The organism is Legionella qingyii, assembly GCF_003990155.1.
Taxonomy (GTDB): domain Bacteria; phylum Pseudomonadota; class Gammaproteobacteria; order Legionellales; family Legionellaceae; genus Legionella; species Legionella qingyii.
In genome coordinates this window covers 21,364-43,421 of the sequence record NZ_RZGX01000007.1, presented here as the reverse complement: position 1 = coordinate 43,421, position 22,058 = coordinate 21,364, and the positions used below count along the sequence as shown (strand labels likewise).

The window sequence follows — 22,058 nt, the reverse complement described above, 5'->3', positions numbered from 1 at the left end:
TTTTAGTACGGATTTAATGAAATAAATGCCTCGTGACTGTTTCTTTAATAAAAAAATAGATGAAGCCAAGATAAAAAAATAATCCCAGTATATCCTACAACAAGAACAAGCCATCTCGCTCTGCTAATCCCAGACTAAAAATAATAAGTAGTGTCGCAACGATAAATTACTTAACGGGATAGGCAAACCCGCATTAAGAGGATAGATTAGCCCAAAGGATTAGGAAATTTTTGTAGATAGAGCATTCCTAATTGGTATGAAGCATAATCTGTAATATGGCCTACATCACGATATATTGGAACGCCATTGATGTCTGCTTTGCAAATATTGTTTTCGCATTGTACTTCTTTAGGATCAATTATAATTAATTGCGGGTATTTATTTTTCATTTTATCAAATAACTGATGAAACCATGGAGCCTCATAAAAGGTAAAATCACATTCATGTGGCGCGTAGGATCTCCTTAATTTTATATGTTTAAAAACGCAATCATGAAAATTATTTTGCATTAAAGCGGTTGCGTGTATTAATACAGGTTTTGCTCCCGAACTGGTAATGATTGATAGTGCTTTATCCAAAGCTTCTTCCAATCGCTTTTTGGTCAAGATTAAAGAGCGTTGATCATCCAAATTATTTATGATGTTTTCTGACAAATAATCGGCCCATAATTGCCCAATGATGACATAATCATAATGATTACTTTGAATCATTTGATAATATTTTTGGGTTAGTTCATGGCAGAGTGTATAAACTTGATTTTTAAAGTGCCACCAGTCATAAAGATAAATATCAGGTAAGGTTAAGCAGGATGATACGGTTTGCATTAAAATGGAGACATTTGCTGCTTGCCCTAATACATCCGCAAAACCCCAATAATGATTTGAAAATGAATCTCCGATCATTAATGCGCGTTTACTATCTGATTTCTTTGCACCGGCGAGACATTGCATATTGATTTCATGCAGATGATCGGTAACACACAAATCCCTTAGAGGGTTGTTGTATTGGTCTAATTGTTGATATACGGTTAATAGCTCGCCATCAAATCGTTGAGGATACCCATGATTTTTTTTTATCATATAGTCAGTCAGGTGAAAAACAAGCATGGGAGCTAATAACAGAAGTGCCAAGGTATAACGAAATGGCATTTTCTTCCAGCGTTTTGATGGTTTTTCAATAAAACGCCAAGAGAGATAGGCTAAAACAAAAGTAAGCCCAAAAGCAGCAAATAAAATGATGGGGGTTTCTTCAATGTTTTGATATCGTAACACTGAGAAAATAACCCAATGCCAAATATAAAGCGAGTAAGACAACAGACCTATGAACACTAATGGTTTGCTGGAAAGTAATTGGCTTAAGATGTTTTTAGGGGAGCAGGTTCCTATGGCAATAAGGAATCCTGTTACACTGCAAACTGCTAATGCATCCACATCAGGGTAACCTGTTAACACGGGATTAAGTCTAGCGATATAGAGCAAGAATATTAATGCCATACCCCCCATAATACTTAAAAGATATTCATTGACTGAACGCTTCTTCATTGGGATGAATGCAACACAAGATCCCATTAAAAACTCAAAGATTCTGCTGGAGAGTAAGTAATACGTATGTGCAGGTAGCGTTCTGGCATTGTATAGGGAACCGAGTATAGCAATAAAGGTCAATCCAATTAGAATGGGAATCAAATACCTCTTAGGCGAGAAACGATGTAAAAAATAGATAAAGACTGGTAAAAGTAAATAGCATTGCCATTCTATTGAAAGAGACCATGTATGAAGTAAAGGAAGTTGATGTGTATCCGGGGAAAAATAACCGGTTGTCGTCCTGTTAAAGAATAAATTGGACAAAAACAAAGAAGTTTTGCGAGCGCTCTTGCTGTATTGCATTAAATCATCAGGTAAAAAAAACAATAAAGTTAAAGCGGTTGTCAAAAGGAGCAAACAAATAAATACAGGTTGTAAGCGCCAGAGCCTTCGATTGTAAAAATCTAAAAAAGAGAAGGAATGATTTTGGAGTGATTTATGGATGCTCCGAGTAATGAGATAGCCAGAGATAACAAAAAATACATCGACACCTATAAATCCTGAAGGAAAAAAAGAGAGTCTTGCGTGATAAATTAAGACCAGTATAATTGCAATGGCTCTAAGCCCATCAATATCGGGACGGTATTTCATGCACGTTCAAAGATAAAATATTAATGCTATCACCTTGGTTACACTTTATCTATAACCCATTGTTGGTGGGGGATTAGACTCACTGTGAATAAATTCATTTAGTTGATTCGCTATTTTTTCCTTATTGATGTATGCAGCGTCATAAGTTGCGATCAGTGGGTAGGGGGGCTTGTCTTTAAACCGTAAAGCCAGACGATAAACAATTGAGCCTTTAGAACTTTGCATTTCTTCAAGAATCACTTTATCAACGTCAGTTAAGGGAAATTTAATTTCTTCAATTTGACCCCAGAGCCCCTTGTGTCTAATTGTGACTGTTTGTAGTGTTTTATCAAATATAATGATCGCATCCTTAATTGACAGCAACAACAAACCGACTATAAAGAAAATAGCATCAAGGAAAATAAAAAGCCTATTGGCTGGATAGGGGATGTTAAAACTTTTCTCTAAGCTTGTTTTTATGTAGGTATTGATTGCATTGGCAGCAATTTTCTTACCGTGTTGGCCACTGGAGCTGCCCGCAGAAAGGTTAATAGAACCATGATCGGTATATAAATACAATGAAAAAAGAGTTCCACCTTTACTAACATGGCTAGATTCTACACGGGCCTCTCGTAATTGACCTAAAATCATCGTGCTGTGGTAAAAATTATAAATAGAGCTCTTTAGGATGCACTCATTTGCCTGATTGTATTGTTTTTGCTTACATACAATTTGATATTGCATCATAAGGAGTAAAAATCCAAAAATACATCCTAAGACTAATAAGAATCCAAAAAAACGGATTAAACGCTGCTTAATTTCTAATTGCTGTTTCTCAGTACTGATCCTGATGAGTTTCATAATCGGTTCAGCCAGCGCGATTGATTTAATAATTATTCTAGCAGTAAATAAACGCTTTTATGTTGGTGATTCAATAATTGAATATCTTAGAAGTGTTTATAATGACTCTGTGTAACGAGTTTTTAAGTCTATAGTGCTCAATTTTGTTTTGGCAATACTATTATAGTATATAGTACCAGTTCTTTTGATGAAGGATACTTAAGGATGCTTCATTTAATGAATAATGAATCAATTTCTCCTGAGGAAATGATGCACACGTTACGAGTATTTTTTGCAATTCTCCTTCCGAAGGAAACTCAGGTTCGTCTATCCAAGAGTTTAAAGACGTTACAACACATCATGCCTTCGGAATATATTCGTTGGGTCCATATAGAAAAAATGCATATCACACTACAATTTTTCGGAAACTTACCGCAAGATCAGTTGATGACTGTGACTGAAAGTGTAGGCACTGCAATAAAAAATGCACCTGCATTTCAACTTGAATTCGGTCCTATGGAATGGTTTCCCACCTTGCGTCATCCTAAGATTCTTTCATTATCTGTTCAACCCCAAGCTACTTTGGCAACGCTGGCCGATACAATCGGTAGAGCGCTAATTGCTCTAAATATTCCGATTGAAACACGCCCATTTCGCGGACATTTGACTATGGGCAGATTGATTCGGCGAGGAATGCGCTATGAGTTGTTGGAGGTAATAAAAAAAACAACTATCCCTGCAATCACAGTTAATAAGATCCATCTTATAGAAAGTAGATCAGAAAAGGGGGTGCAAAATTACTATCCATTAGCAGAGTTCAAATTAGCCTCACCGTAGCCATGCATAACATGGGCGGAGTTCTTATGCAGTACCCATCCCATCCATGAATACAATGTTACAATTACCCATAGACACGCAACAAATACTCCATGACCGCACGTAATCCCATCACTTCGCCACCTTCGGGTTTTCCGGGGGTACTTTGCTCGCTCCATGCCATGATGTCAAAATGCACCCAAGGAGTTGTCTTGGTAATGTACCGCTGGAGAAATAATGCCGCGATAATAGCTCCAGCATAAGGATAGTCACTGCAATTTGTCATATCCGCAAGAGATGAGCACAGAAATTTTTCATAAGCCACAAATAAAGGCAAACGCCATATGGGATCGGCTGCTTTATAGGATGCATCAATTATTCCTGCGGCTAAAGATTCATTATTGGTAAAAAATGCTGACATTTCAGTTCCTACAGAAACGCGAGCTGAGGAGGATAGGGTAGCGAAGTCAATCAATAGTTCGGGCTCCTCTTCACAAGCCTTTACCAAAACATCGGCTAAAATCAAACGTCCTTCGGCATCTGTATTATCGATTTCTACCGTTAAATCATTACGCATAATTAAAACATCGCCAGGTCTAATAGCATTAGGACCAATAGCATTTTCCACCACGGGAATAAGTAAATGTAAGCGAATAGGTAAGTTTCTTTTCATAATCCAGTGAGCAAGGCCTATCACATGTGCTGCACCGCCCATGTCTTTTTTCATTATTCGCATCCCGTATGGGGATTTAAGATTCAATCCTCCTGTATCGAAACAAACGCCTTTGCCTATTAGGGTGATACGAGGATTTTTTTCATCCCCCCAGATTAAGGAAAGCAGACGTGGTTGTGATTGGGCGGCACGGCCAACTGCATGAATGGCAGGAAAATTGGCCTCTAACAGTTCATCGCCAATCCATTGTTCGAATTGTGCGCTATGTTCTGCAGCTAATACCTCAACCGTATTTGCCATTTCTTTAGGTCCCATGTCACTCGCAGGTTGATTGATTAGATCACGTACTAAAAAGTGAGTTTGGGTTAAATCGATTAGATCAGAGAGCATTTGTGGCTCAACAACTAAGACTCGAGGAGATGCAGAGTTTTTTTTGTATTGTTCAAAACGATATTGTGCTAATGCCCAATATAAGGCTGCTTCCTGAGAGCAAGCCTCTTGTAGTTGGTAATGGTTTGCTGGTAATAATAAAGCGGCATGAGCCATCGCTGATATCTGATTTTCATTTCCCGTCCCAATATAGACTTTCTCTAATAAGCCATCGGAATTATGAAACAAGCAATATTCGCCGATTGTTCCATTAAATTGAGTTTGGACAAAATAATTACGCTCTACAGTGGTTAACGTCGCATTTTGATTCTGTAATTGTCTTGGCGATAATAAATAAAGCGGAATAGAGTTGACACGATTTATTGTAAAAAAATGTTCAGCGTGCATATCATGTTCTCTGGTAAATAGTGAACTGATCTTAAGGTTGATAATTAATTATCAATTCTGATTTGAAATTTGTCAAAAAGAGATGAATCACTCCTATTCAGTTCATGCAAAAAAGTGATATCACTAAAGTCAGACTCGGATTAGAATGAGTCATTTTAATCTGGAGGCAGCGCAGCGACACCCGGGTTCCACTCTTGGCACCCAGGCTTTGTACTATTCAAAAGCAAGGTTTTATTGTTTAAATCTTTGGTATAGTCCAACTAACTCCGCTTCACCGATAACATGTCCCGTCATGGCATTCAAAAGCAAATCTCGCGTTGTGCCATCTCCCAAACTTAATACTGTATCTAAAGCATATAATTTAAAATGATAGCTATGAGCAACTCCAAAAGGAGGGCAAGGGCCTCGATATCCTAAGCCACCCCAACTGTTTTTTGCATTGGCAGCTCCTGAAGGAACTGGGCTTCCAGCTTCTAATTCTATTACGGTGGGAGGTATATTAAACATAATCCAATGTGTCCAGACGCCTTCAGGAGAATCAGGATCATCTACAATCAGTGCCAACGATTGAGTTTGGGGGGGGATATCGCTCCAAGCTAAAGGAGGAGATTGATCGGCTCCTGTACACGTATATTGGTTTGGAATTAGCGAATTCATTTTAAAGAGAGGGCTTGTTATGGTGAGTGAATAGACAACGCCATTGTATTGAAATAGAGACAGCATTAAGAACAAAAGTAGAGAATATTTTTTCATTATATTTTTACTCCGACTTATCTTATTTAATAAAACAGATAATAAAGTATGGCACTGAAATCATATAGATAAGAAAGAACAAATGATATTTCAGTATTTTTTTATCTGCAATTGGGATAACTCCCAAGATAAAAATAGGGATATAAAATGGCCAATGAATGTGTTATTGACTTAATCGTGGCAAAAAAGGAAAAATCGTTTATTGTTTTTGAAGACGAGCATTTTATCGCCTTTCTGGACTCTCGGCCTCTTTTTCCCGGCCATACATTGTTAGCTCCTAAAATGCATATTAAAACATTGTATGAAGTACCTGATTCTATGGTCTCTCCTCTTTTTTTACTCACGCAAAGATTGGGGGCCGCTGTTGAAAAAGCGATGGGCGCTGTGGGAAGCTTCATTGCAATAAATAATACAATTAGTCAAAGTATCCCCCATCTGCATATACACATTGTTCCTAGAAATAAACATGATGGGCTTAAAGGTTTTTTCTGGCCGCGAACTCATTATAAGGATGAAGTGCAGATGTATGAAGTGCAAGAAAAAATTAGACAGCAGTTAGACAAACAGACAATCTAAATAGCCTTTTATTTTTTGGGGCTAGACTGCAAAACTTGAATATTGTCTGGAGTCAACATGAGTTGATGATTTTCCATTCTCTTTAAAAGGTCAATAGTATATTATTGATTTTAATCCCAAAACTGATGCAGTTCTGAGTTTCAATAATATTAGGGATAATCATGTATTTTCTCTCATTTATAATACTAGGATGGGTTACAATGACTTCTAATTTATCAGCAGCTGATACACCGCATCATGACAGTGCGTATGATTATTCATTTCATACATTACGAGGACATGAATCCCTACCCTTATCTTCCTTTAAAGGAAAGGTGTTAATTGTAGTGAATACGGCGTCAAAATGTGGTTTTACTCCGCAATACGCACACTTAGAGAAACTTTATGAAACCTATAAAGATAAGGGCTTAGTTATACTCGGAGTCCCTTCAAACGATTTTGGTGGTCAAGAACCAGGCGCTGAGCAAGAAATTGCACGTTTTTGCCAGGTTAATTATGGTGTCACTTTTCCGATGGCTGCTAAAGAAGTGGTTTCAGGAAAAAATGCACATCCTTTTTATCTGTGGGCTAGACAGAAATTAGGGTTTGGCACGGCACCAAAATGGAATTTTCATAAATATCTTATCAATCGTCACGGTGAGCTTATTGACTATTTCTATTCAACTACTTCTCCAGAAGCAGGAAGATTCATCAAGGCTGTCGAACAAGCGCTTGATGAAAAAGCGTGATTTAAGAGCGATGCAGCGGAACCTGGGATAAAAATAGATTATATTCCGAACTCCGCTGTTTGAGGTATCGTCAGGTTTATGCTGCCACTTCAATCAGGCAACATATCAGTAAGTTAAGCCGCATCATATCCTCCGGCAACAGCATTATATACTTGCACAATACTATCGAGTAATTGGGCTTTTTCTTGAATTAAACTTAACTTACTTCGATCAAGATTTATTTTTGCATTGATTACATTGCGATAATCTTTTGCTCCAGCTTTATATTGGGCCAGTGCAATCGCATATGCTTTTTGGGCTGCCAAATGTCCTTTGTGGGTTTGTAAATAAGATAAATTGTTTTTCTGCTCACTTGTAAGAGCATCATCAACATCTGCGAATGCAGAATGGAGGGTTCCCAGGTAATCATAATAAATTGCTTTGAATCCAGCATGAGCTGATTTGATATTTTGATAGGAACTGGCATTAAGCACTTTTGTTGAAGCAGCGGCTTCAGCAATCCAAAGGTTAGCACTCAATTTTAATAGTTGTGTTAAATCAACTGATGCCCCACCAAATAAACTAGTCAGGGAAATAGTTGGGAAAAAAGCGGAATAAGCGACCCCAATTTGTGCTTGCGCCATTTTCAAGTTATTTAAAGCAATCATAATGTCAGGACGATTTTTTAAAACTGATGAAGGTAAGGATTTAGGAATCAGATGGGTTAAATTTAATGAAAATAAGCTACGATGAGTAGCAATTGGCCCGGGGTTTTGATTCAATAAGAGGTGAATCGTATTCTCACTTTGTGACACTATATTCTCAATTTGGGGAATCTTTGCCTCCTCTTGGGCAATCTGTTGATCTATATTAGTGATAGTCTCGATGTTACTGGCGCCTTTTTTGAATCGAATCTGTTCGAGCTGACGTAGTTTTCGTAAATCACTACTCAGCTTGTGCTCTACTGCCAATTGCTCTCGTTGACTCAAGAGCATAAAATAAGCACCGCTCATTTGGCTAATAATTCCTAATTTTATTGACTGAGCTTGAGCTTCTTCCATCGCTAAAGAGGCCTTGGCTGCTTTAATGTTGCTAATATTATTTAATATATTGAATGTGTACCCTGGGACAAATCCGGCGTCATATCCTCTAAATCTCAGGTTGGAAAGATTTCCAAAAAAAGGAGTATTTGCCAATTGTCCTTTAGGAGTAATATGGGTATTCCAGGTCCCACCTGAAAAACCGGTAGCGCTTGCATCCAGAGTTGGGATCCAGGCATATTGAGCTGCTTTAAGTTGCGCTTGTGCTTGCTCAATTGTCGCATAGGAACTTCTAATCGTATTATTACAGGCTAGGGCTTGAGCGATAAGCTGATTAAGCTCTGGATCATGCAGCTTTTTCCACCAGGCGACACGACTTAAATCGGCTTGGTTTTTGATGTATTTTACTCCACTACGCGTACTATTCGGATAATTCACTTTTTCATGAGTAATGCAGTTTTTGCAACATCCTCCAAGTAATATGGCAAATAGATTGAGCAAGATGATTTTTAGTTTCATATTTTGGCCAATTTTAAATAAATTTAATTAATCGAGCTTTGTTCTAAATATTTTCCCTGTCAAAAGAATCAAAATAAGAGAGATCAATAAAATAGGTAAAATATTAGGGACAATTTGAACGAGTGTATTGCCCTTTAGTAAAATTCCGCGTGCAATTCGGACAAAGTAAGTCATAGGTAGGCAGTATCCTATGAACTGCGCCCACGTCGGCATGCCATAGAAAGAAAAAATGTAACCCGATAAAAACATTGAAGGTAATTGAAAAAAGACACTCAATTGCATTGCTTGCATTGGCGTTTGGGCAATGGTGGAAAAAATCATACCAACCATTAAATTAGCGATAATAAACGGAGCCGCGGCTATATAAAGCAACAAAATGCTTCCTTCGATAGGAATATGAATTAATAACTTGCCAAAAATGAGGACGCTGGTGAGTTGTAAATAACCTAATACAATGTAGGGGATTACTTTGCCCACGATGATCTCCAATGGTTTTAATGGAGTACTTAAGAGCATTTCCATGGTACCGGATTCTTTTTCAGAGGTGATGGCAGTTGAAGTCAGCATCCCCATGGTTATCGTAAGCAGTACACCAATTAAGCCAGGAACGATATTATAAGAACTTGTGTTTGATTCGTTATAAAGTCGGTGGATGGTGAAATTAATGCTTCTATCCAAATGCGTTGGCGAGGGGGAACCTAAACCTTGTTGATTGAATGTATTCAAGGTTTGATTCAATATGGGCAGCGCATTGCTGAGAGCACTGGCACTGCTTCCAGGATCTGACCCATCGATTTCAACCAGTAACTGGGGATTTTCTTTACGAATGTACTTCCGAGTAAAATCGGGAGGAATGGTAAAAGCGAAGCTTATTTTTCCATTCGCGAAATCTTCATTCTTCTTATCTTCATTTAACAGTTCGTTAGATACTTTAAAATAGCCTGAAGCTTCAAGTGCGCTGATGTAGCCTCTAGTCAACGGTGAGTTATCGTAACTGATGATCTTAGTGGGTTGATTTTTTGGATCGAATTGTATTGCATAGCCAAAGAGAATGAGTAGCATAATCGGTAAAATAACTAGCATCGCAATGGTGCCGTGATCGCGAGTAATAAGAATAAATTCTTTATGTATTAAACCTGTAAGACGAGTTAGGGATATTCCTTGTAATAGATTTTTATAGTTCATCGCATTAATCCGATAAAAACTTCTTCAAAAGAAGGTTTGATCTCTTTAAATGAAAGACCGCTGTTTTCTTGAATGACTCGATCCAATAAGTCATGATCACGTGATGAAATTCGCAGTTCATTATTTACAATTGAAGCTAATAGTTTTGGATATAGAGCAAGCAATTTTTCCATTAATTTATGTTGCTCTTTTCTATGAACATGAATTAAATATGTTTGGACTTTAGATTGGGGAATTAAATCTTTTGTGCTGCCTGTATACAAGAGTTTCCCTAAATTAATATATGCCAGATCGGTGCATTTTTCGGCTTCGTCCATATAATGGGTGGTTACCAGAATTGTGGTACCATCACGTGAGGAAATCTTATGTAAATAATCCCAGAAGTCTTTACGCGCTTTGGGGTCAACCCCTGCTGTAGGCTCATCCAAAAATAATAATTGAGGTTTATGAAGCAAGCTGCAAGCTAGGGCTAAGCGCTGTTTCCATCCGCCGGATAAATTCCCTGCTTGTACTTTTTGATAGTCTTCAAGGCCGAGTTCCTTAATCATTTCTTCTATTACTTGAGCCGAGTTTTGTAGCTGAAAAATATCAGCAATAAAGCGAAGGTTTTCATAAACAGTCAATCCCGTATAATAGCTGAATTTTTGAGGCATATAGCCGGTCCGCTTTTTTATCTCATCGCTTTGGGCTTTAATATCATATCCAAGGCAAGACCCTTCTCCATCTGTGGGAGTTAAAAGACCACAGATCATTCGAATGGTTGTTGTCTTGCCACTACCATTTGAGCCAAGAAAACCAAATATGGATCCTTTTTCTACTTGTAGGTTAATGTGATCCACTGCGACTTTGTTATCGAATTTTTTTGTTAATCGTTCCACCTCAATTGCAAAATCACTCATCAAGCTAACTCCAAGGTAACCGGTTGCCCGAGATGAATTTTTTCCAGATCAGGGGAGTCAATCTTTACTTCGATTCTGAATACAAGACGTTGACGCTCCTCGCGAGAGTAAATAATAGGAGGGCTATATTCAGCAATATTTGAAATAAAGAAAATATGACCTTCAGCAAAATGCTCATTGTGATCGGAATTAATCTTAACGCGCGCATTAAGGCGCAATTGATCAAGTTTTTCTTCAGGAACGAAAAATATAGCTTTGATATTATTTTTGGTAATTAAGGAAAGGACAGGAGCACCTGCTTGAACAAATTCACCCTGTGTATAATAAGTATCAAATATTATTCCTAACTCTGGTGCAAAATTTTCCTTGCGTGTCATCTGCCATTTTTTATCAGCAGTATTAACCTGATTGTTCTTGATTTTAAAATCAATATCATTAAGTTGTTCTTTTGAAATGTTTAAATCTCTTTGAGCGGCATCAAGATCATTTTGGCTTGCTGCATTTTGCTTACGCATTTCCAGGGTACGCCGATAGTTGATTTCATTGTAGTTGAGTTGGGTCAAAATTTGTTGACGTTGAGCAAGTAGATCCTTTTGGGTTAGTTTGCTCATTTCGACATTATAAAGTTCACTGGTTTGCTCGAGCTTGAATAAAAATTGATTATTTTTGACTAACTGCCCTTTTAATACGGCTAAATCGGTCAGTCGTCCTCCAAAATCAGCAGACAAATAGACAAGATCAGTATCAATATATCCACTAAATGTATTATTTTCTTTTTCGCAGGCTGTGAGCAGGAAAAGAGTAAAACCAACGAGCAGTAACTTATACATTTCAAACCCATCCTGAGTTTTATTGCTTAAACTGATATGCAATCTTAAGGCATTTAAGCTATGTATAATAAGCCTAAGAGTTCTGTGTGTCAAAAGTGACAATTAACCAAGCGGATACTCACATATAATTCTTGTCTGTTATGAAATTCCATTTGGGATTGATCGAGTAACATAATCAATCCCATGTATATGGGCAAACTCATGGATCTTAATTACTAGATAAATAATTTATAATTCTCTTCATCAGTTGCTGAATGCATGCTTTTAAAGCATTCTGTAGCATCCTGAGGTGAGCTTATTGTAAATTCTTTTTGAGGGAAGAAAAGCCCGGCATTGAACTTGATATTCATTTTATTTAACGAAGCCTGAGTATTGCTTTTACTTTCAAAAAATGACTCCATTTTTTTGGAGAATTTTAGGCTATTTTTTTCCAGAGCTTCAAGCCTTTCGATTTCTTCCTTGAGGGATGAGTGTCTCAATCGAGTAACCACCATTTTTATTGCTAATTTTTTGAGCTCTTGAAGCATGAAATTCTGCATATTATACTGATGATCTTGATAGTTGTTATATTGATCAGGAATTACTTCTGGTTTAAAAACATCATCCATTTGCGTTTTCATTTGCGTATCTGACATTCTTGGAGTAACTATTTCAGCAGTGAATTGCTTTTTATGTTCTTTAATTGCTTGTTGATAATTTTTTCTTGTTAGGATTTCAGCAATAATAATACCTAGAGAAAAAATATCATGGTCTTTTTTGTAGGGTTGTTGATTGTCAATACTACTAATCTCAGGATCTGTATAACCTTCGGTGCCACAAAGCTCTTTGATTTCAGAGTCTAAAGGAACAGCATCTCCAAAATCGATTAGACGTATCTTTATTTCTCCACTTTTAAGGCATATTTTAATGTTTGCAGGTTTTAGATCTCGGTGTGATAATTGAAATTTTTCATGAAGCTTTAATACTTCTTTCATCAGATTAAGTATTATCTTATATTGTAAATCAACACTAAGATTTTTTTTGCTTAGACAATGACTCGAGTAGATATCATCTTGCGAAACCCCATCATCAATAACATAGAGAAAATGCAATAAAGTATCTCCAGGAATTCGTTTCATAGCTATAGCAAACTCGCCTTCTTTTAATTTATAACAGCCATAAAACCATCCTCGCTTTGTTAGATTTTCAATTTCGATGTCACGTACTTTAGCCGTTACTGCTGAGTTAAGAATTTTTACTGCAAGAAGATTTCGGTTGATTAAATCATATCCTTTAATTACTTTGTTAGCACCGCATCCCTCAATTTCTTTTCTATTAATTAAAATAACAGTCTTCTCAGAGAGCACCCTATTGTTTTTCATGTCCCTGTGAGGCGTTACAATAAGTTGCAAGTCAGGCCGATCTTCATCATGCATGACATGAATGTTATTATCTATCTCTTTTAAGTAAGTTTTTGCAAAACTGAGATATTGTTGAAAAATCTCCTTACTTATGGGGAGTTGTTCAAGAAAATCATTGCTTTTGGGTGATTCTTTTATTTTGACATGAGTGCTTGGATGTGATTTTTGGCGTTTTGGTGAATATCCTCCAGCGCTACTTCCTGTAAGTAACCATCTTGGACTACCAGAGTTTCTTCGTGCAGGAGAGAGTGACGTTGTTTGGGGCTCACTTGATTTTGTTAACGTCGTACATCGTGGACTACTAGAATTTCTTCGTGCAGGAGCGTGTGACGTTGTTTGAGTCTCGCTTGATTTTGTTAACGACGTACTTCTTGGACTGCCAGAATTTCTTCGTGCAGGAGAGTGCTGCATTGTGTGAGCCTCACTTGATTTTATTGTCGCCGTTTCAGATGTATTTTTTGGTGATTTTTGTTCTTTTGGGTACTCTTCTTTTTTATGTCCATCTAAATTAAGCCTCAATTTTTTATTCAGTCCGGAATTTTTTCTCATTGAATGGTTTTGGGGGGGGCTATGTTCACATGTATTTGTTGCCTCAATGGAGCTGTTTTGCTCTCTTTCGTTAATCGATGATGGAATAGCAGTATTTTTATCTGCAATTGTTTGTTTACCTACAATAACGGTCTGCTCCAGTTCAATATCAAGTAAGTGTTTTGTTAATTCGAACAATAACAATGTTTTTATATCTGGCGTAATCGTGCTGTCTTTCAGAATAGATTCTTTTAATTCATTTAACAGGGATTCTTTAATTTGGGCTACTGCATCTTGTTCTAGCATTTCTTGAATTTCATTAAGGCTTAACATCTTTGAATTTCCATAAGTATCAATATGTCCTGTTTTCAATAAACGGGATCATATTTAAAAAGTGAATCATATGATTTTTTGGCATTTTATAAGCAATTTTTATAAAATTTGCTACTTATTTTTTTATCAATATGCATAGAGCAGATTGAAGCCACTTGCTATTTGAGCCGGGTAATTCCTATTACTAACAAGAACTGGGCGGCGTAATAGAGAAACATGATTAAAATAGCGGTTAGCTTATTAGCCGGCAGTACAAATAAGTCTAATGACAAAACAAAGTCTGAAAGTAAAAAAAGACATGCCCCTGTGCGTATCAACAATGCTTGCTGTTTTACTTGAAAGGAACAAAACACCATTAAGGTCAGCAGGCATAAATAAGCAGCTACTGGTTTTTTCATTTCTTCGAGATATGGAGATAAAAAGTAAAAGCTTATCAGGACAAAGACTAAAATTGGTAAAAAGGAAAGCAAGTTTTTTCTTTGAAATCGCATGTTCTTTAAAAATATACTAATAAACATGCAATGTGATCCCATAAACGCCAGGATGCCTAGTTGCAATGCAACCTTTATTGGAAAAGTCAAAAAGATATCACCAATTAGTGAAAATCCTAAGGCACAGAGTAATAAGATTTTTACTTGTCTTTGTGGATTGATTTGAACAGTAAATATCATCAACAAAGCAATGGGAATTGCTTTGAGGAAGGTGGTCAAAGGATATTGAATAACAGAGAGTAACAAAAGATAAAGCATCATACTGAACAAAATAAAAAGTATTGTTATTTTAAAAGGCTGTTCTAGCATATAAAAATCCTTATTATTCAGTGATCTTTAGTCCTTTCAGTATACATACTCTTTGCCGTCCTCCTCTAAATTTTTTGTTTATTTAGGAAAACTATGGTTTAATAAAGAGCTTGTTGTCTTAATTGAGATCTGTTTATGAAAAAATTAATCTTACTTCTACTCATTACTTCTATTTTTTCTGTAGGCCATGCCAGCAAGCTTAGTAAATTTTTAAAACAAATGGATGAAGAAGATAGGGCTCGTCAAGAAAGAGAATGGCAACAAGATATGAATTTCGGTGATTTCTCGTTTCGATTAGATAGGCGGTATACCGATGATCATGGACAACGTTGTCGCGATTATAAATTTAGATCTCGCAGTAATCCTTTTCGCCATGGGTATTATACCGTCTGTGATGAACGCTAGGTTTTAACAGATTTGCAGGAGATAAAGTATTATGATGCTTTTTCTCCTTGTAAGTAGTGGATAATTCCTTAATATTCTGATGGCCAATTTTATGAATTAAATGGAGAAATCCATTCCATATTCTACAATAACATCATATAGACCTAAATCTTGCTGTGGAGATGCTTCAATTTTAAGGATGCATTTATGAGTAAGTCTATGATGATGCTTCTTCTCTTAATATGTACTTCTTGCGATTATGCCAATATTGCCAATGATATCTTATTAAGTAGAACATCAGAGCAAAAAACACAAATTCTAAGTGGTATTATCAACGCAGCAGGCGAGCCGTGTATTGCTTTTGAATCATTTTATCAGGGTATTGATCGCAATGATGCAGCCTATTGGAATATCGCATGTTCCAATGGGCAGTCATATGTCATTCAAATCGCAAATGACGCTGCCGCGACAACAACAATAATTCAATGCAGTGCGATGAAATCATTAGGTACCCAGTGCTTTAAGCGATTTGGTTATTAGCTGAGCATAAGATCTGGATATACGAGCGAACTATTTACAATAGATTGACAGGATAAATATTAATGGAGTTGAACGATAGCTGGTTGTATACTCCATAAGATGAGAAATTAATTATATTAGTGAATAAAAAAAGGATTTTTTATGGCGCAAACAGTAGAACATCGTGTTATCAATTTAATTGCAAGAACCCAAGAAATCCCACCTGAAGAAATTGATTTGGATCAATCAATCGACCAAGTTGTTCCTCGTTCTCTGGATTTAGTTAATTTATTCTTTGACTTAGAGGATGAGTTTGATCTTGATATTCGTAACGACATCCATAAGGAAAAGACAATCCGTGAAATAGCACTTGATATTAAACAATTAATTACGAAAAAAAAACAAGTGTAAATTGCTCCATTTTAATAAATAGATTAGTACCATTTTAAAAAGGAAATTTATTCCTCTTCATAAGAAAAAGAATAATAAATCATAAAGTTATTAACTAATATTATTTTACACATTTACTCATTGTTATTGTTCTAAATAAAATTTAGAATGCCTTTTTTATTTATGAGTAGACTAAAATGTCATCAGTATTAACAACTTTAGGATTAATAGACGAACTTCCTTATACTTCAATGTCTCAATTGGGTATTGACAGTGATCTTAATAAACTGCAATTGGAGTCCCAAATTTATTTTACTATTGCAAAAGGAGCTTATGCAGCTGATAGTAATATACTCGGCGTTACTATTAGAGAAGGGCAGCAGTTCCAAATTCCTGCTCATACCGATTTTTTAAAGCGATGTACTGCGCTGGTAAGAGAAAAATCCACACAACTCAAGAGTATCGATCAAAAAATCATAGGAAGTGTTGTCTTTGGTGTCACCGCAAGCGCCTTGTCGTTTCTGCCGGTAATTGGTTTTTTAGGTTGGATAGGCTGGGGGGCAGCTGCTTATTTTATCAACCAGCGTGCTACTGCATATACTGAATATCACGAATCTTTAGCTCTTTTAGTGAGTGTATGTAATTGGAGTCTTGGTGAGGGTGAGAATAAACGTAAATGCGGTGTTCGTGCTTTGACAACGAATGAATCAATACGAGATATGATGGCAGTGCTTTATCCTGTTCTTACTGAAAAGCAAGTAAAACATCTCATTGCGGATGATATTGAGTGTGAATTTACTCTAGAATTACAAGAATATGAGAAAAAATTTCAAATAGGTTTCGATCCACATCGATTCTTCTCTAAAACAGATGATACGATTGCGCTAAGTAAAAAAGGTGCGGAATTTAGCCGTTGCATTTACGGTTATAATAAAGGCGGTGTTACTGATTTTCTTGATGCCATTGTCTCGATCCTTCCCGATTTATATAGAGCCGCACTGTATGGTTGTCAAAAACTACAATATTGGTGGCAAGAGAAGGGGCACTCCTCAGAAATAGAAGAGGCTGATGATTCGCAAACCGCTGTCCTTCCAACTAAAAAATAGATAGTCCTGACTCACCCTAAAGTCACGATATTATCCTCGGACTTTAGGGTAATATTATTTAATATAAGCTTTTGTTTTTCTGGATGGGAAGAGATGAGCTATTATTTTTCCATCTCACTGATATTATTAGATTTAGATTCTAAAGTTTAGTTATTGCGCGTTAGGAAATGGGAGCTTCATGATTCGAGAATAATCCGCTCGTCTGTTTAAATGATATGACTGCAACATGATTATGAGGAGAAAAAATGGAGCTTAAGATAGAACAAAGTAACGATGCAGATATTTTTATCTACGCTAAAATGGAGCCTGGTGAAACTAATAAGATGCTTTTCTCTAAGGTAGAATGGCTAAATATTCAGTCTGATTTCTCAAAGATCACCGAGCTACAACAAAATGGCGATAAATTATGGCTAATCCGTGATAGTCGAGTTGATGGCTTGCTTACAGTTCAGTCGCTTAGCTGGGATAAAGAATTATCACTATGGGGAATTAACGAACCTCAGCGCTATATGTTATCCAATTACCAAGGATGGGTTGTAAATAATTTTCCTTCTGAGAGCGACATGTTTCTTGCAGTTGTTGATTCAGTGGGTGGCTTTATCGATATGACGGATGAAAAAGCAAAACCTCATCTTCCTGGATTATTAAAAATTCTCTCTGAGAATGGATATCATGTAGAAAATAGAATTAACCCAAAAGTTGGGCAGCAAACAAAATTAAAAGGATACACAAGCTACCATATTGATGTATCGAAACCCAAACAAGAAGTTGTGGGTTCAAAACTGGAAGCCACAGTAGTTACTTTACCCGAAGGAATAATTATTGCGCTTACTTGCCCGATTACGATACTAAAGACGGGGCAGATGAACGTAATGAAAGACCCAGTGACACAAGTTAGTGATGGTATTTCCTATGAGCGAGACTATTTATTGGAAAAATATCCTGATTTGAAAGAAGGAACCGATTTTTATCCAAATATTAAACTAAAAACAATTATTAACTATATTTCTGCAACTTCTCTGAAGCCCGAAGAATATTGGGCTAAATTACAGAAAGTTGATGAGGATATTAAAGATCCTATACTTTCTGAGACTATGAACGATCCTGTTTTAAGCCCCAGTGGGCATTCCTACGAGAAAAAATCTATAGAGACGTGGATGAAAAAGAAGCAACTTGATCTGCCGACGGTGAGTAATATAATCCCAATTCCTGATCCAATGACCCAGCAGAACATTAGAGGTAAGCATCTTGTTCCTAACAAGAATTTAATGCTATTTATTAAAGCTTGGCCAGCTTTTTATGAGGACCAAGAGTTCAAATTGGCAATAACACTTTCCACAAATCTTCTATCATAAGTACTACTTTTCACCCGGATGAAAAGTGTATCAATCATCTATTAATTATTCTTCATTTGAAACAATTAATGTTTGAATGAAGAATTGTTCTCAAAAGGCTGTATTTATCTTCGCGCGGTTTTTTATGTTATAGTTTTTATGGTCATTTTATAAGGAAGTTTTAGGGATGCGCACGGAATACCAAGGAGTAATTACACGATTTCTTCGTCAAGATGAGCGACTCATCTTATCTGAAGAACATGAAATGCCACTGGTTATTGAGGCAAATGACGCTACAGATATTGAGTTTTTGCAACAGTTTCTTATATCCAATTCCCATCAAATTATTGAAGATATGGCTCATTATGGAGCCATTCTTTTAAGAGGTTTTGACATCAATACAGACGAACAATTCGAAAAGATTGTTTTGAGTATCCCTGAATTTCGCGGTATCAGCGAAGCGTTTATGTCTGAAAATGGTCGAGTTCATGTCGATAATCTTCAATTTGTTTTACATACTAATTCTGTTTATAAAACTGGCGGAACTCTTTATCTGGGTGGTTTTCATTCTGAAAATTATTATTCCGCTGATGTTCCGAGTTATCTTTGTTTTTGTTGTTTTCAACCATCAGAATTAGGTGGTGAAACCGGTTTAATTAATACGCAAAAAATCTACAGTCATTTGCATGATGACTTGAAACAAAAACTAGAAAATAATTCCTTTTTTGTTTGTAAATGGTCTGTTGCCGAAATTGCTGAGCGATATCAAATTACTCACGATGCAGTAAAAAAAATATGCAAAAAATTCAATCTCCCTATTGTTGGCGAGGAAGAAGGTCAGTTTGTTTTTATGTATAAACCAAGTGTATGGGAGCATCCCCTTACTCAAGAAAAGGCATTACAAATCAATATGTTTGAGCTACCTACCCTTAATTATGAACTGCGAAAGTGTTTTATGGATGACTATAAAGGACCCGTTTGGTTTTGGCATCGATTTTTTTGGCGCTTGCCAACTTCAATGTTCAATTTTGTAGAATCACTTGCCATTGTGTGTATTTCCTTTTTTAATTCACCCAAAAAAGCATATAAAATTGTACGGACAAAACTATCTAATTTTAAAGCGAGTAGAAAAAGTAAATGCTTACCAGCGAATATAGTGAAAGTGGGAAATTGTTTTAGCGATAAAGAGGTTAAAGAACTCGCACAACTTATGCGGAACTATTATTCATCTTGTTTGTGGAAAAAAGGGGATATATTGCTTATTGATAATAAAAAAGTAATGCATGCGGGAATGCCTGGAAAGGGGCCTAGATTAGTTCGAGCCATGATATGTAATCCTCTGGATATGAATTATGCATCTGAAACAGGGGTCTTAGTGGCTAAAGAGCGAGTAAGCAATACCATTGGTGCTTGTATGGTTGAACGTACTGTTAATTAATACAGTAACTTGGGTGTGTGCCGCGAAACCAGGGGAAAATTGGTCCTCAAACCTCCGGGTTCCGCGAGCCTTACCCAGGTTACAATTTAGATGTTATTTCCGTGAATAGTCATTCCAGATTCCTTCAGGAATAAATAATACGCGCGAGTTCAGCACCCAGGCGCGCATTGTTTTTAATTAAAGCAATATTAGCAAGCAAGCTTTTGCCTTGTGTCAGTTGAGCTACTTCGGCTAAGAGAAATGGAGTTAATTCTTTTCCTGAAATATTATTTTGCTCGGCTTTTTGTATGGCATTCATAATTACTGGCTCAATCACCTCGAGTGGAATATTAAACTCTGCAGGAATTGGATTGGTGATCAAAAGCCCTGAAGACATGCCTATATCCCAATGCGCTTTTAATATATGAGCAAGAGCTGGTACATCTTCCACCCAAGTTGATAATGGATAATGGGTTGAGTCAGTATAAAATGCGGGTAATACCTGGGTGCGAAACCCAATGACAGGTACGCTCATCGTTTCTAAAAACTCCAAGGTACGCGGCAGGTCCAGTATGGCCTTCGCACCCGCACAAATCACAGCAATTGGCGTTCTGGAAATTTCAATGAGATCAGCAGAAATATCTTGGGCATCGCCGCGATGGACCCCACCAATCCCTCCAGTAGCGAATAATTTAATACCTGCTTTAGCAGCACAAAATAAGGTTGCAGCAACAGTTGTTCCGGCTGAATGCTTATTGGCCACCATAAATGGTAAATCACGTCGGCTTGCTTTCAAAACCTCCGTATTGCTTGCAAATTGCTGCAATTCATTTGCTGTTAAACCAATTTTGATTTTTCCATCAATCACAGCAATGGTTGCTGGTGTGACATCGTGTTCATGCACAATCTGCTCCACTGCTTGCGCGGTTTCATAATTATCAGGATAAGGCATGCCATGGGAAATAATCGTCGACTCTAATGCCAATATCGGCTTTTTATGCTCGAGCGCTGATTTTACTTCTGGGGAGTATTCAAAAAATTGATTCATGATGTATTTCTCTTACTGAATGGTTTAACTGAATATTTTTTAGTGCTTCATAATTTATCTGTTCATTTACAGTGTGACAGGATTGTACGGTTAAAGCGGCCATTGCTGCCCCTGTGTGACAGGCATCAATAATTGGTTTATTCTGTTTCAATTCATAGAGGATCCCTGCAATAAAAGCATCTCCTGCTCCACTGACATCTACTATCGGATCGATAAAAAATGCTGGAACATGTTTTTGAACGATTTCATTAACAATCACATAACCGGCTTTTCCCAAACTGATGATGCAATTCCTTACGCCTTTATCTAACAATAATTGTCCTGCTTTGATGCAATCAGCTACCGAATGAATACGGGTTTGAGTCAATGTTTCAGCCTCGAAGCGGTCCGGTTTTAACAGAAAAATATTCTCCAGGCAATGAGGCAATTTCTGGGCTTTTGTTACAGAAACAGGATCAATGCATAGCTTGATATTTTGGGTGCGAGCTATTTGCATCGCATATTCAATGATTGCATGGGGTAAATTGGTATCCAGAAATACAATTTCTTCATTATTCCATTCACACCAAGATTGCGTGAATTGATCCAACGGAACATGGTCAAAAATCTCCATATCCGCTAAAGCAAGAAATAGTTCTCCTGCTTCATCGAGAATAACATCATAATGAGCTGTGGGTTTACCATGAATTGTGAGAATATTTTGGATTCCGACATCCAGGTTTTTCAAATCAGCAATTGCCTGTAGTCCATCATTATCTTGGCCTACCACGCTATAAATATGAACATTGTTAGTCAATAATGCAAGATTTTTGGCTACATTATGAGCAACACCACCAAACGTTGAGAGGGATGAAACGGGATTAGATGTCCCCAATTGCAATTTATGAATTGATGTTAATTTTCGATCAATGGTTATGCCGCCAACGCATATTATTTTTCTATTCATTAATGGGTCAAAAAATGATTTGAGTAATGCATCATAACACGAGAACTGCAGAGTTATCCCGGTAGAAGATAAGAATAATTGAATA

The 22,058-nt window shown here is 36.8% G+C and carries 21 protein-coding genes; 9 read left to right on the top strand and 12 right to left on the bottom strand.

Translation table 11 applies throughout. The features are described from left to right. Positions 1–206: 206 nt before the first annotated feature. Entirely contained in the window at positions 207–2,174 is a 1,968-nt protein-coding gene (locus ELY20_RS06515; RefSeq protein ID WP_110141878.1) for an acyltransferase family protein, read from the bottom strand. Between the two features lie 45 nt (positions 2,175–2,219). Next, entirely contained in the window at positions 2,220–3,014 is a 795-nt protein-coding gene (locus ELY20_RS06510; protein ID WP_110141879.1) for a hypothetical protein, read from the bottom strand. Positions 3,015–3,230: 216 nt separating this feature from the next. Between ELY20_RS06510 and thpR the strand changes: the two genes are divergently transcribed. Continuing rightward, entirely contained in the window at positions 3,231–3,830 is a 600-nt protein-coding gene (gene thpR, locus ELY20_RS06505) for an RNA 2',3'-cyclic phosphodiesterase (RefSeq protein WP_233590512.1), read from the top strand. A 64-nt stretch (positions 3,831–3,894) separates the two neighbouring features. On the opposite strand, the gene ELY20_RS06500 is transcribed toward thpR, so the two are convergent. Next, positions 3,895–5,259 carry a M17 family metallopeptidase gene (locus tag ELY20_RS06500; RefSeq protein ID WP_110141880.1) on the bottom strand — a complete coding sequence of 455 codons (1,365 nt, stop codon included), beginning with the start codon at positions 5,257–5,259 and terminating at the stop codon, positions 3,895–3,897. Positions 5,260–5,490: 231 nt separating this feature from the next. Continuing rightward, the gene (locus ELY20_RS06495) at positions 5,491–6,012 is read right to left on the bottom strand and encodes a YbhB/YbcL family Raf kinase inhibitor-like protein (RefSeq protein WP_110141881.1); all 522 of its coding nucleotides are present in this window, start codon (positions 6,010–6,012) and stop codon (positions 5,491–5,493) included. A 147-nt stretch (positions 6,013–6,159) separates the two neighbouring features. Between ELY20_RS06495 and ELY20_RS06490 the strand changes: the two genes are divergently transcribed. Both ELY20_RS06490 and ELY20_RS06485 read left to right on the top strand, forming a co-directional pair. Then, positions 6,160–6,588, top strand: coding sequence for an HIT family protein (locus tag ELY20_RS06490; RefSeq protein WP_110141882.1), 429 nt, complete (start codon positions 6,160–6,162; stop codon positions 6,586–6,588). 200 nt (positions 6,589–6,788) lie between these two features. Then, positions 6,789–7,316, top strand: a complete 528-nt coding sequence (locus tag ELY20_RS06485; RefSeq protein ID WP_110141883.1) for a glutathione peroxidase — start codon at positions 6,789–6,791, stop codon at positions 7,314–7,316. Between the two features lie 113 nt (positions 7,317–7,429). On the opposite strand, the gene ELY20_RS06480 is transcribed toward ELY20_RS06485, so the two are convergent. The 6 genes from ELY20_RS06480 to ELY20_RS06455 all read right to left on the bottom strand — a co-directional run bounded on the left by ELY20_RS06480 (position 7,430) and on the right by ELY20_RS06455 (position 14,829). After that, positions 7,430–8,854: a TolC family protein gene (locus ELY20_RS06480; protein ID WP_110141884.1), complete on the bottom strand. Its 1,425-nt coding sequence runs from the start codon at positions 8,852–8,854 to the stop codon at positions 7,430–7,432. A gap of 27 nt (positions 8,855–8,881) precedes the next feature. After that, on the bottom strand, positions 8,882–10,039 hold the full coding sequence (locus ELY20_RS06475) for an ABC transporter permease (RefSeq protein ID WP_110141885.1): 1,158 nt from the start codon (positions 10,037–10,039) through the stop codon (positions 8,882–8,884). Next, on the bottom strand, positions 10,036–10,938 hold the full coding sequence (locus ELY20_RS06470; RefSeq protein ID WP_110141886.1) for an ABC transporter ATP-binding protein: 903 nt from the start codon (positions 10,936–10,938) through the stop codon (positions 10,036–10,038). The genes ELY20_RS06475 and ELY20_RS06470 overlap by 4 nt, the downstream gene beginning before the upstream one ends. Further along, positions 10,938–11,768 (bottom strand): HlyD family secretion protein, encoded by an 831-nt coding sequence (locus ELY20_RS06465; RefSeq protein ID WP_110141887.1) that lies wholly within the window; start codon positions 11,766–11,768, stop codon positions 10,938–10,940. The genes ELY20_RS06470 and ELY20_RS06465 overlap by 1 nt, the downstream gene beginning before the upstream one ends. 215 nt (positions 11,769–11,983) lie before the next feature. Further along, positions 11,984–14,029, bottom strand: coding sequence for a protein kinase domain-containing protein (locus ELY20_RS06460; RefSeq protein ID WP_110141888.1), 2,046 nt, complete (start codon positions 14,027–14,029; stop codon positions 11,984–11,986). Between the two features lie 158 nt (positions 14,030–14,187). Then, positions 14,188–14,829, bottom strand: coding sequence for a lysoplasmalogenase (locus tag ELY20_RS06455; RefSeq protein WP_110141889.1), 642 nt, complete (start codon positions 14,827–14,829; stop codon positions 14,188–14,190). 135 nt (positions 14,830–14,964) lie between these two features. Between ELY20_RS06455 and ELY20_RS06450 the strand changes: the two genes are divergently transcribed. The 6 genes from ELY20_RS06450 (at position 14,965) to ELY20_RS06425 (ending at position 20,000) form a co-directional block, all read left to right on the top strand. Further along, positions 14,965–15,234 carry a hypothetical protein gene (locus ELY20_RS06450; RefSeq protein WP_110141890.1) on the top strand — a complete coding sequence of 90 codons (270 nt, stop codon included), beginning with the start codon at positions 14,965–14,967 and terminating at the stop codon, positions 15,232–15,234. A 186-nt stretch (positions 15,235–15,420) separates the two neighbouring features. Next, positions 15,421–15,753 carry a hypothetical protein gene (locus ELY20_RS06445; protein WP_110141891.1) on the top strand — a complete coding sequence of 111 codons (333 nt, stop codon included), beginning with the start codon at positions 15,421–15,423 and terminating at the stop codon, positions 15,751–15,753. Positions 15,754–15,894: 141 nt separating this feature from the next. Then, positions 15,895–16,143 carry an acyl carrier protein gene (locus tag ELY20_RS06440; RefSeq protein WP_110141892.1) on the top strand — a complete coding sequence of 83 codons (249 nt, stop codon included), beginning with the start codon at positions 15,895–15,897 and terminating at the stop codon, positions 16,141–16,143. A gap of 176 nt (positions 16,144–16,319) precedes the next feature. Continuing rightward, positions 16,320–17,228: a hypothetical protein gene (locus ELY20_RS06435; protein ID WP_110141893.1), complete on the top strand. Its 909-nt coding sequence runs from the start codon at positions 16,320–16,322 to the stop codon at positions 17,226–17,228. A gap of 245 nt (positions 17,229–17,473) precedes the next feature. After that, on the top strand, positions 17,474–18,583 hold the full coding sequence (locus ELY20_RS06430; protein ID WP_110141894.1) for a U-box domain-containing protein: 1,110 nt from the start codon (positions 17,474–17,476) through the stop codon (positions 18,581–18,583). 166 nt (positions 18,584–18,749) lie between these two features. Then, on the top strand, positions 18,750–20,000 hold the full coding sequence (locus ELY20_RS06425) for a TauD/TfdA family dioxygenase (RefSeq protein ID WP_110141895.1): 1,251 nt from the start codon (positions 18,750–18,752) through the stop codon (positions 19,998–20,000). A 124-nt stretch (positions 20,001–20,124) separates the two neighbouring features. Here the strand turns inward: ELY20_RS06425 and ELY20_RS06420 are convergent, their stop codons facing one another. Continuing rightward, positions 20,125–21,027 carry a pseudouridine-5'-phosphate glycosidase gene (locus tag ELY20_RS06420; RefSeq protein ID WP_110141896.1) on the bottom strand — a complete coding sequence of 301 codons (903 nt, stop codon included), beginning with the start codon at positions 21,025–21,027 and terminating at the stop codon, positions 20,125–20,127. Continuing rightward, on the bottom strand, positions 21,011–21,973 hold the full coding sequence (locus tag ELY20_RS06415; RefSeq protein WP_110141897.1) for a carbohydrate kinase family protein: 963 nt from the start codon (positions 21,971–21,973) through the stop codon (positions 21,011–21,013). Before ELY20_RS06415 ends, ELY20_RS06420 begins: the two co-directional genes overlap by 17 nt. Positions 21,974–22,058 lie beyond the last annotated feature (85 nt).

Coding starts and splice junctions, on each gene's coding strand:
- ELY20_RS06515 (WP_110141878.1), bottom strand. CDS start 2,174: ATGAAATACCGTCCCGATATTGATGGGCTTAGAGCCATTGCAATTATA.
- ELY20_RS06510 (WP_110141879.1), bottom strand. CDS start 3,014: ATGAAACTCATCAGGATCAGTACTGAGAAACAGCAATTAGAAATTAAG.
- thpR (WP_233590512.1), top strand. CDS start 3,231: ATGAATAATGAATCAATTTCTCCTGAGGAAATGATGCACACGTTACGA.
- ELY20_RS06500 (WP_110141880.1), bottom strand. CDS start 5,259: ATGCACGCTGAACATTTTTTTACAATAAATCGTGTCAACTCTATTCCG.
- ELY20_RS06495 (WP_110141881.1), bottom strand. CDS start 6,012: ATGAAAAAATATTCTCTACTTTTGTTCTTAATGCTGTCTCTATTTCAA.
- ELY20_RS06490 (WP_110141882.1), top strand. CDS start 6,160: ATGGCCAATGAATGTGTTATTGACTTAATCGTGGCAAAAAAGGAAAAA.
- ELY20_RS06485 (WP_110141883.1), top strand. CDS start 6,789: ATGACTTCTAATTTATCAGCAGCTGATACACCGCATCATGACAGTGCG.
- ELY20_RS06480 (WP_110141884.1), bottom strand. CDS start 8,854: ATGAAACTAAAAATCATCTTGCTCAATCTATTTGCCATATTACTTGGA.
- ELY20_RS06475 (WP_110141885.1), bottom strand. CDS start 10,039: ATGAACTATAAAAATCTATTACAAGGAATATCCCTAACTCGTCTTACA.
- ELY20_RS06470 (WP_110141886.1), bottom strand. CDS start 10,938: ATGAGTGATTTTGCAATTGAGGTGGAACGATTAACAAAAAAATTCGAT.
- ELY20_RS06465 (WP_110141887.1), bottom strand. CDS start 11,768: ATGTATAAGTTACTGCTCGTTGGTTTTACTCTTTTCCTGCTCACAGCC.
- ELY20_RS06460 (WP_110141888.1), bottom strand. CDS start 14,029: ATGTTAAGCCTTAATGAAATTCAAGAAATGCTAGAACAAGATGCAGTA.
- ELY20_RS06455 (WP_110141889.1), bottom strand. CDS start 14,829: ATGCTAGAACAGCCTTTTAAAATAACAATACTTTTTATTTTGTTCAGT.
- ELY20_RS06450 (WP_110141890.1), top strand. CDS start 14,965: ATGAAAAAATTAATCTTACTTCTACTCATTACTTCTATTTTTTCTGTA.
- ELY20_RS06445 (WP_110141891.1), top strand. CDS start 15,421: ATGAGTAAGTCTATGATGATGCTTCTTCTCTTAATATGTACTTCTTGC.
- ELY20_RS06440 (WP_110141892.1), top strand. CDS start 15,895: ATGGCGCAAACAGTAGAACATCGTGTTATCAATTTAATTGCAAGAACC.
- ELY20_RS06435 (WP_110141893.1), top strand. CDS start 16,320: ATGTCATCAGTATTAACAACTTTAGGATTAATAGACGAACTTCCTTAT.
- ELY20_RS06430 (WP_110141894.1), top strand. CDS start 17,474: ATGGAGCTTAAGATAGAACAAAGTAACGATGCAGATATTTTTATCTAC.
- ELY20_RS06425 (WP_110141895.1), top strand. CDS start 18,750: ATGCGCACGGAATACCAAGGAGTAATTACACGATTTCTTCGTCAAGAT.
- ELY20_RS06420 (WP_110141896.1), bottom strand. CDS start 21,027: ATGAATCAATTTTTTGAATACTCCCCAGAAGTAAAATCAGCGCTCGAG.
- ELY20_RS06415 (WP_110141897.1), bottom strand. CDS start 21,973: ATGAATAGAAAAATAATATGCGTTGGCGGCATAACCATTGATCGAAAA.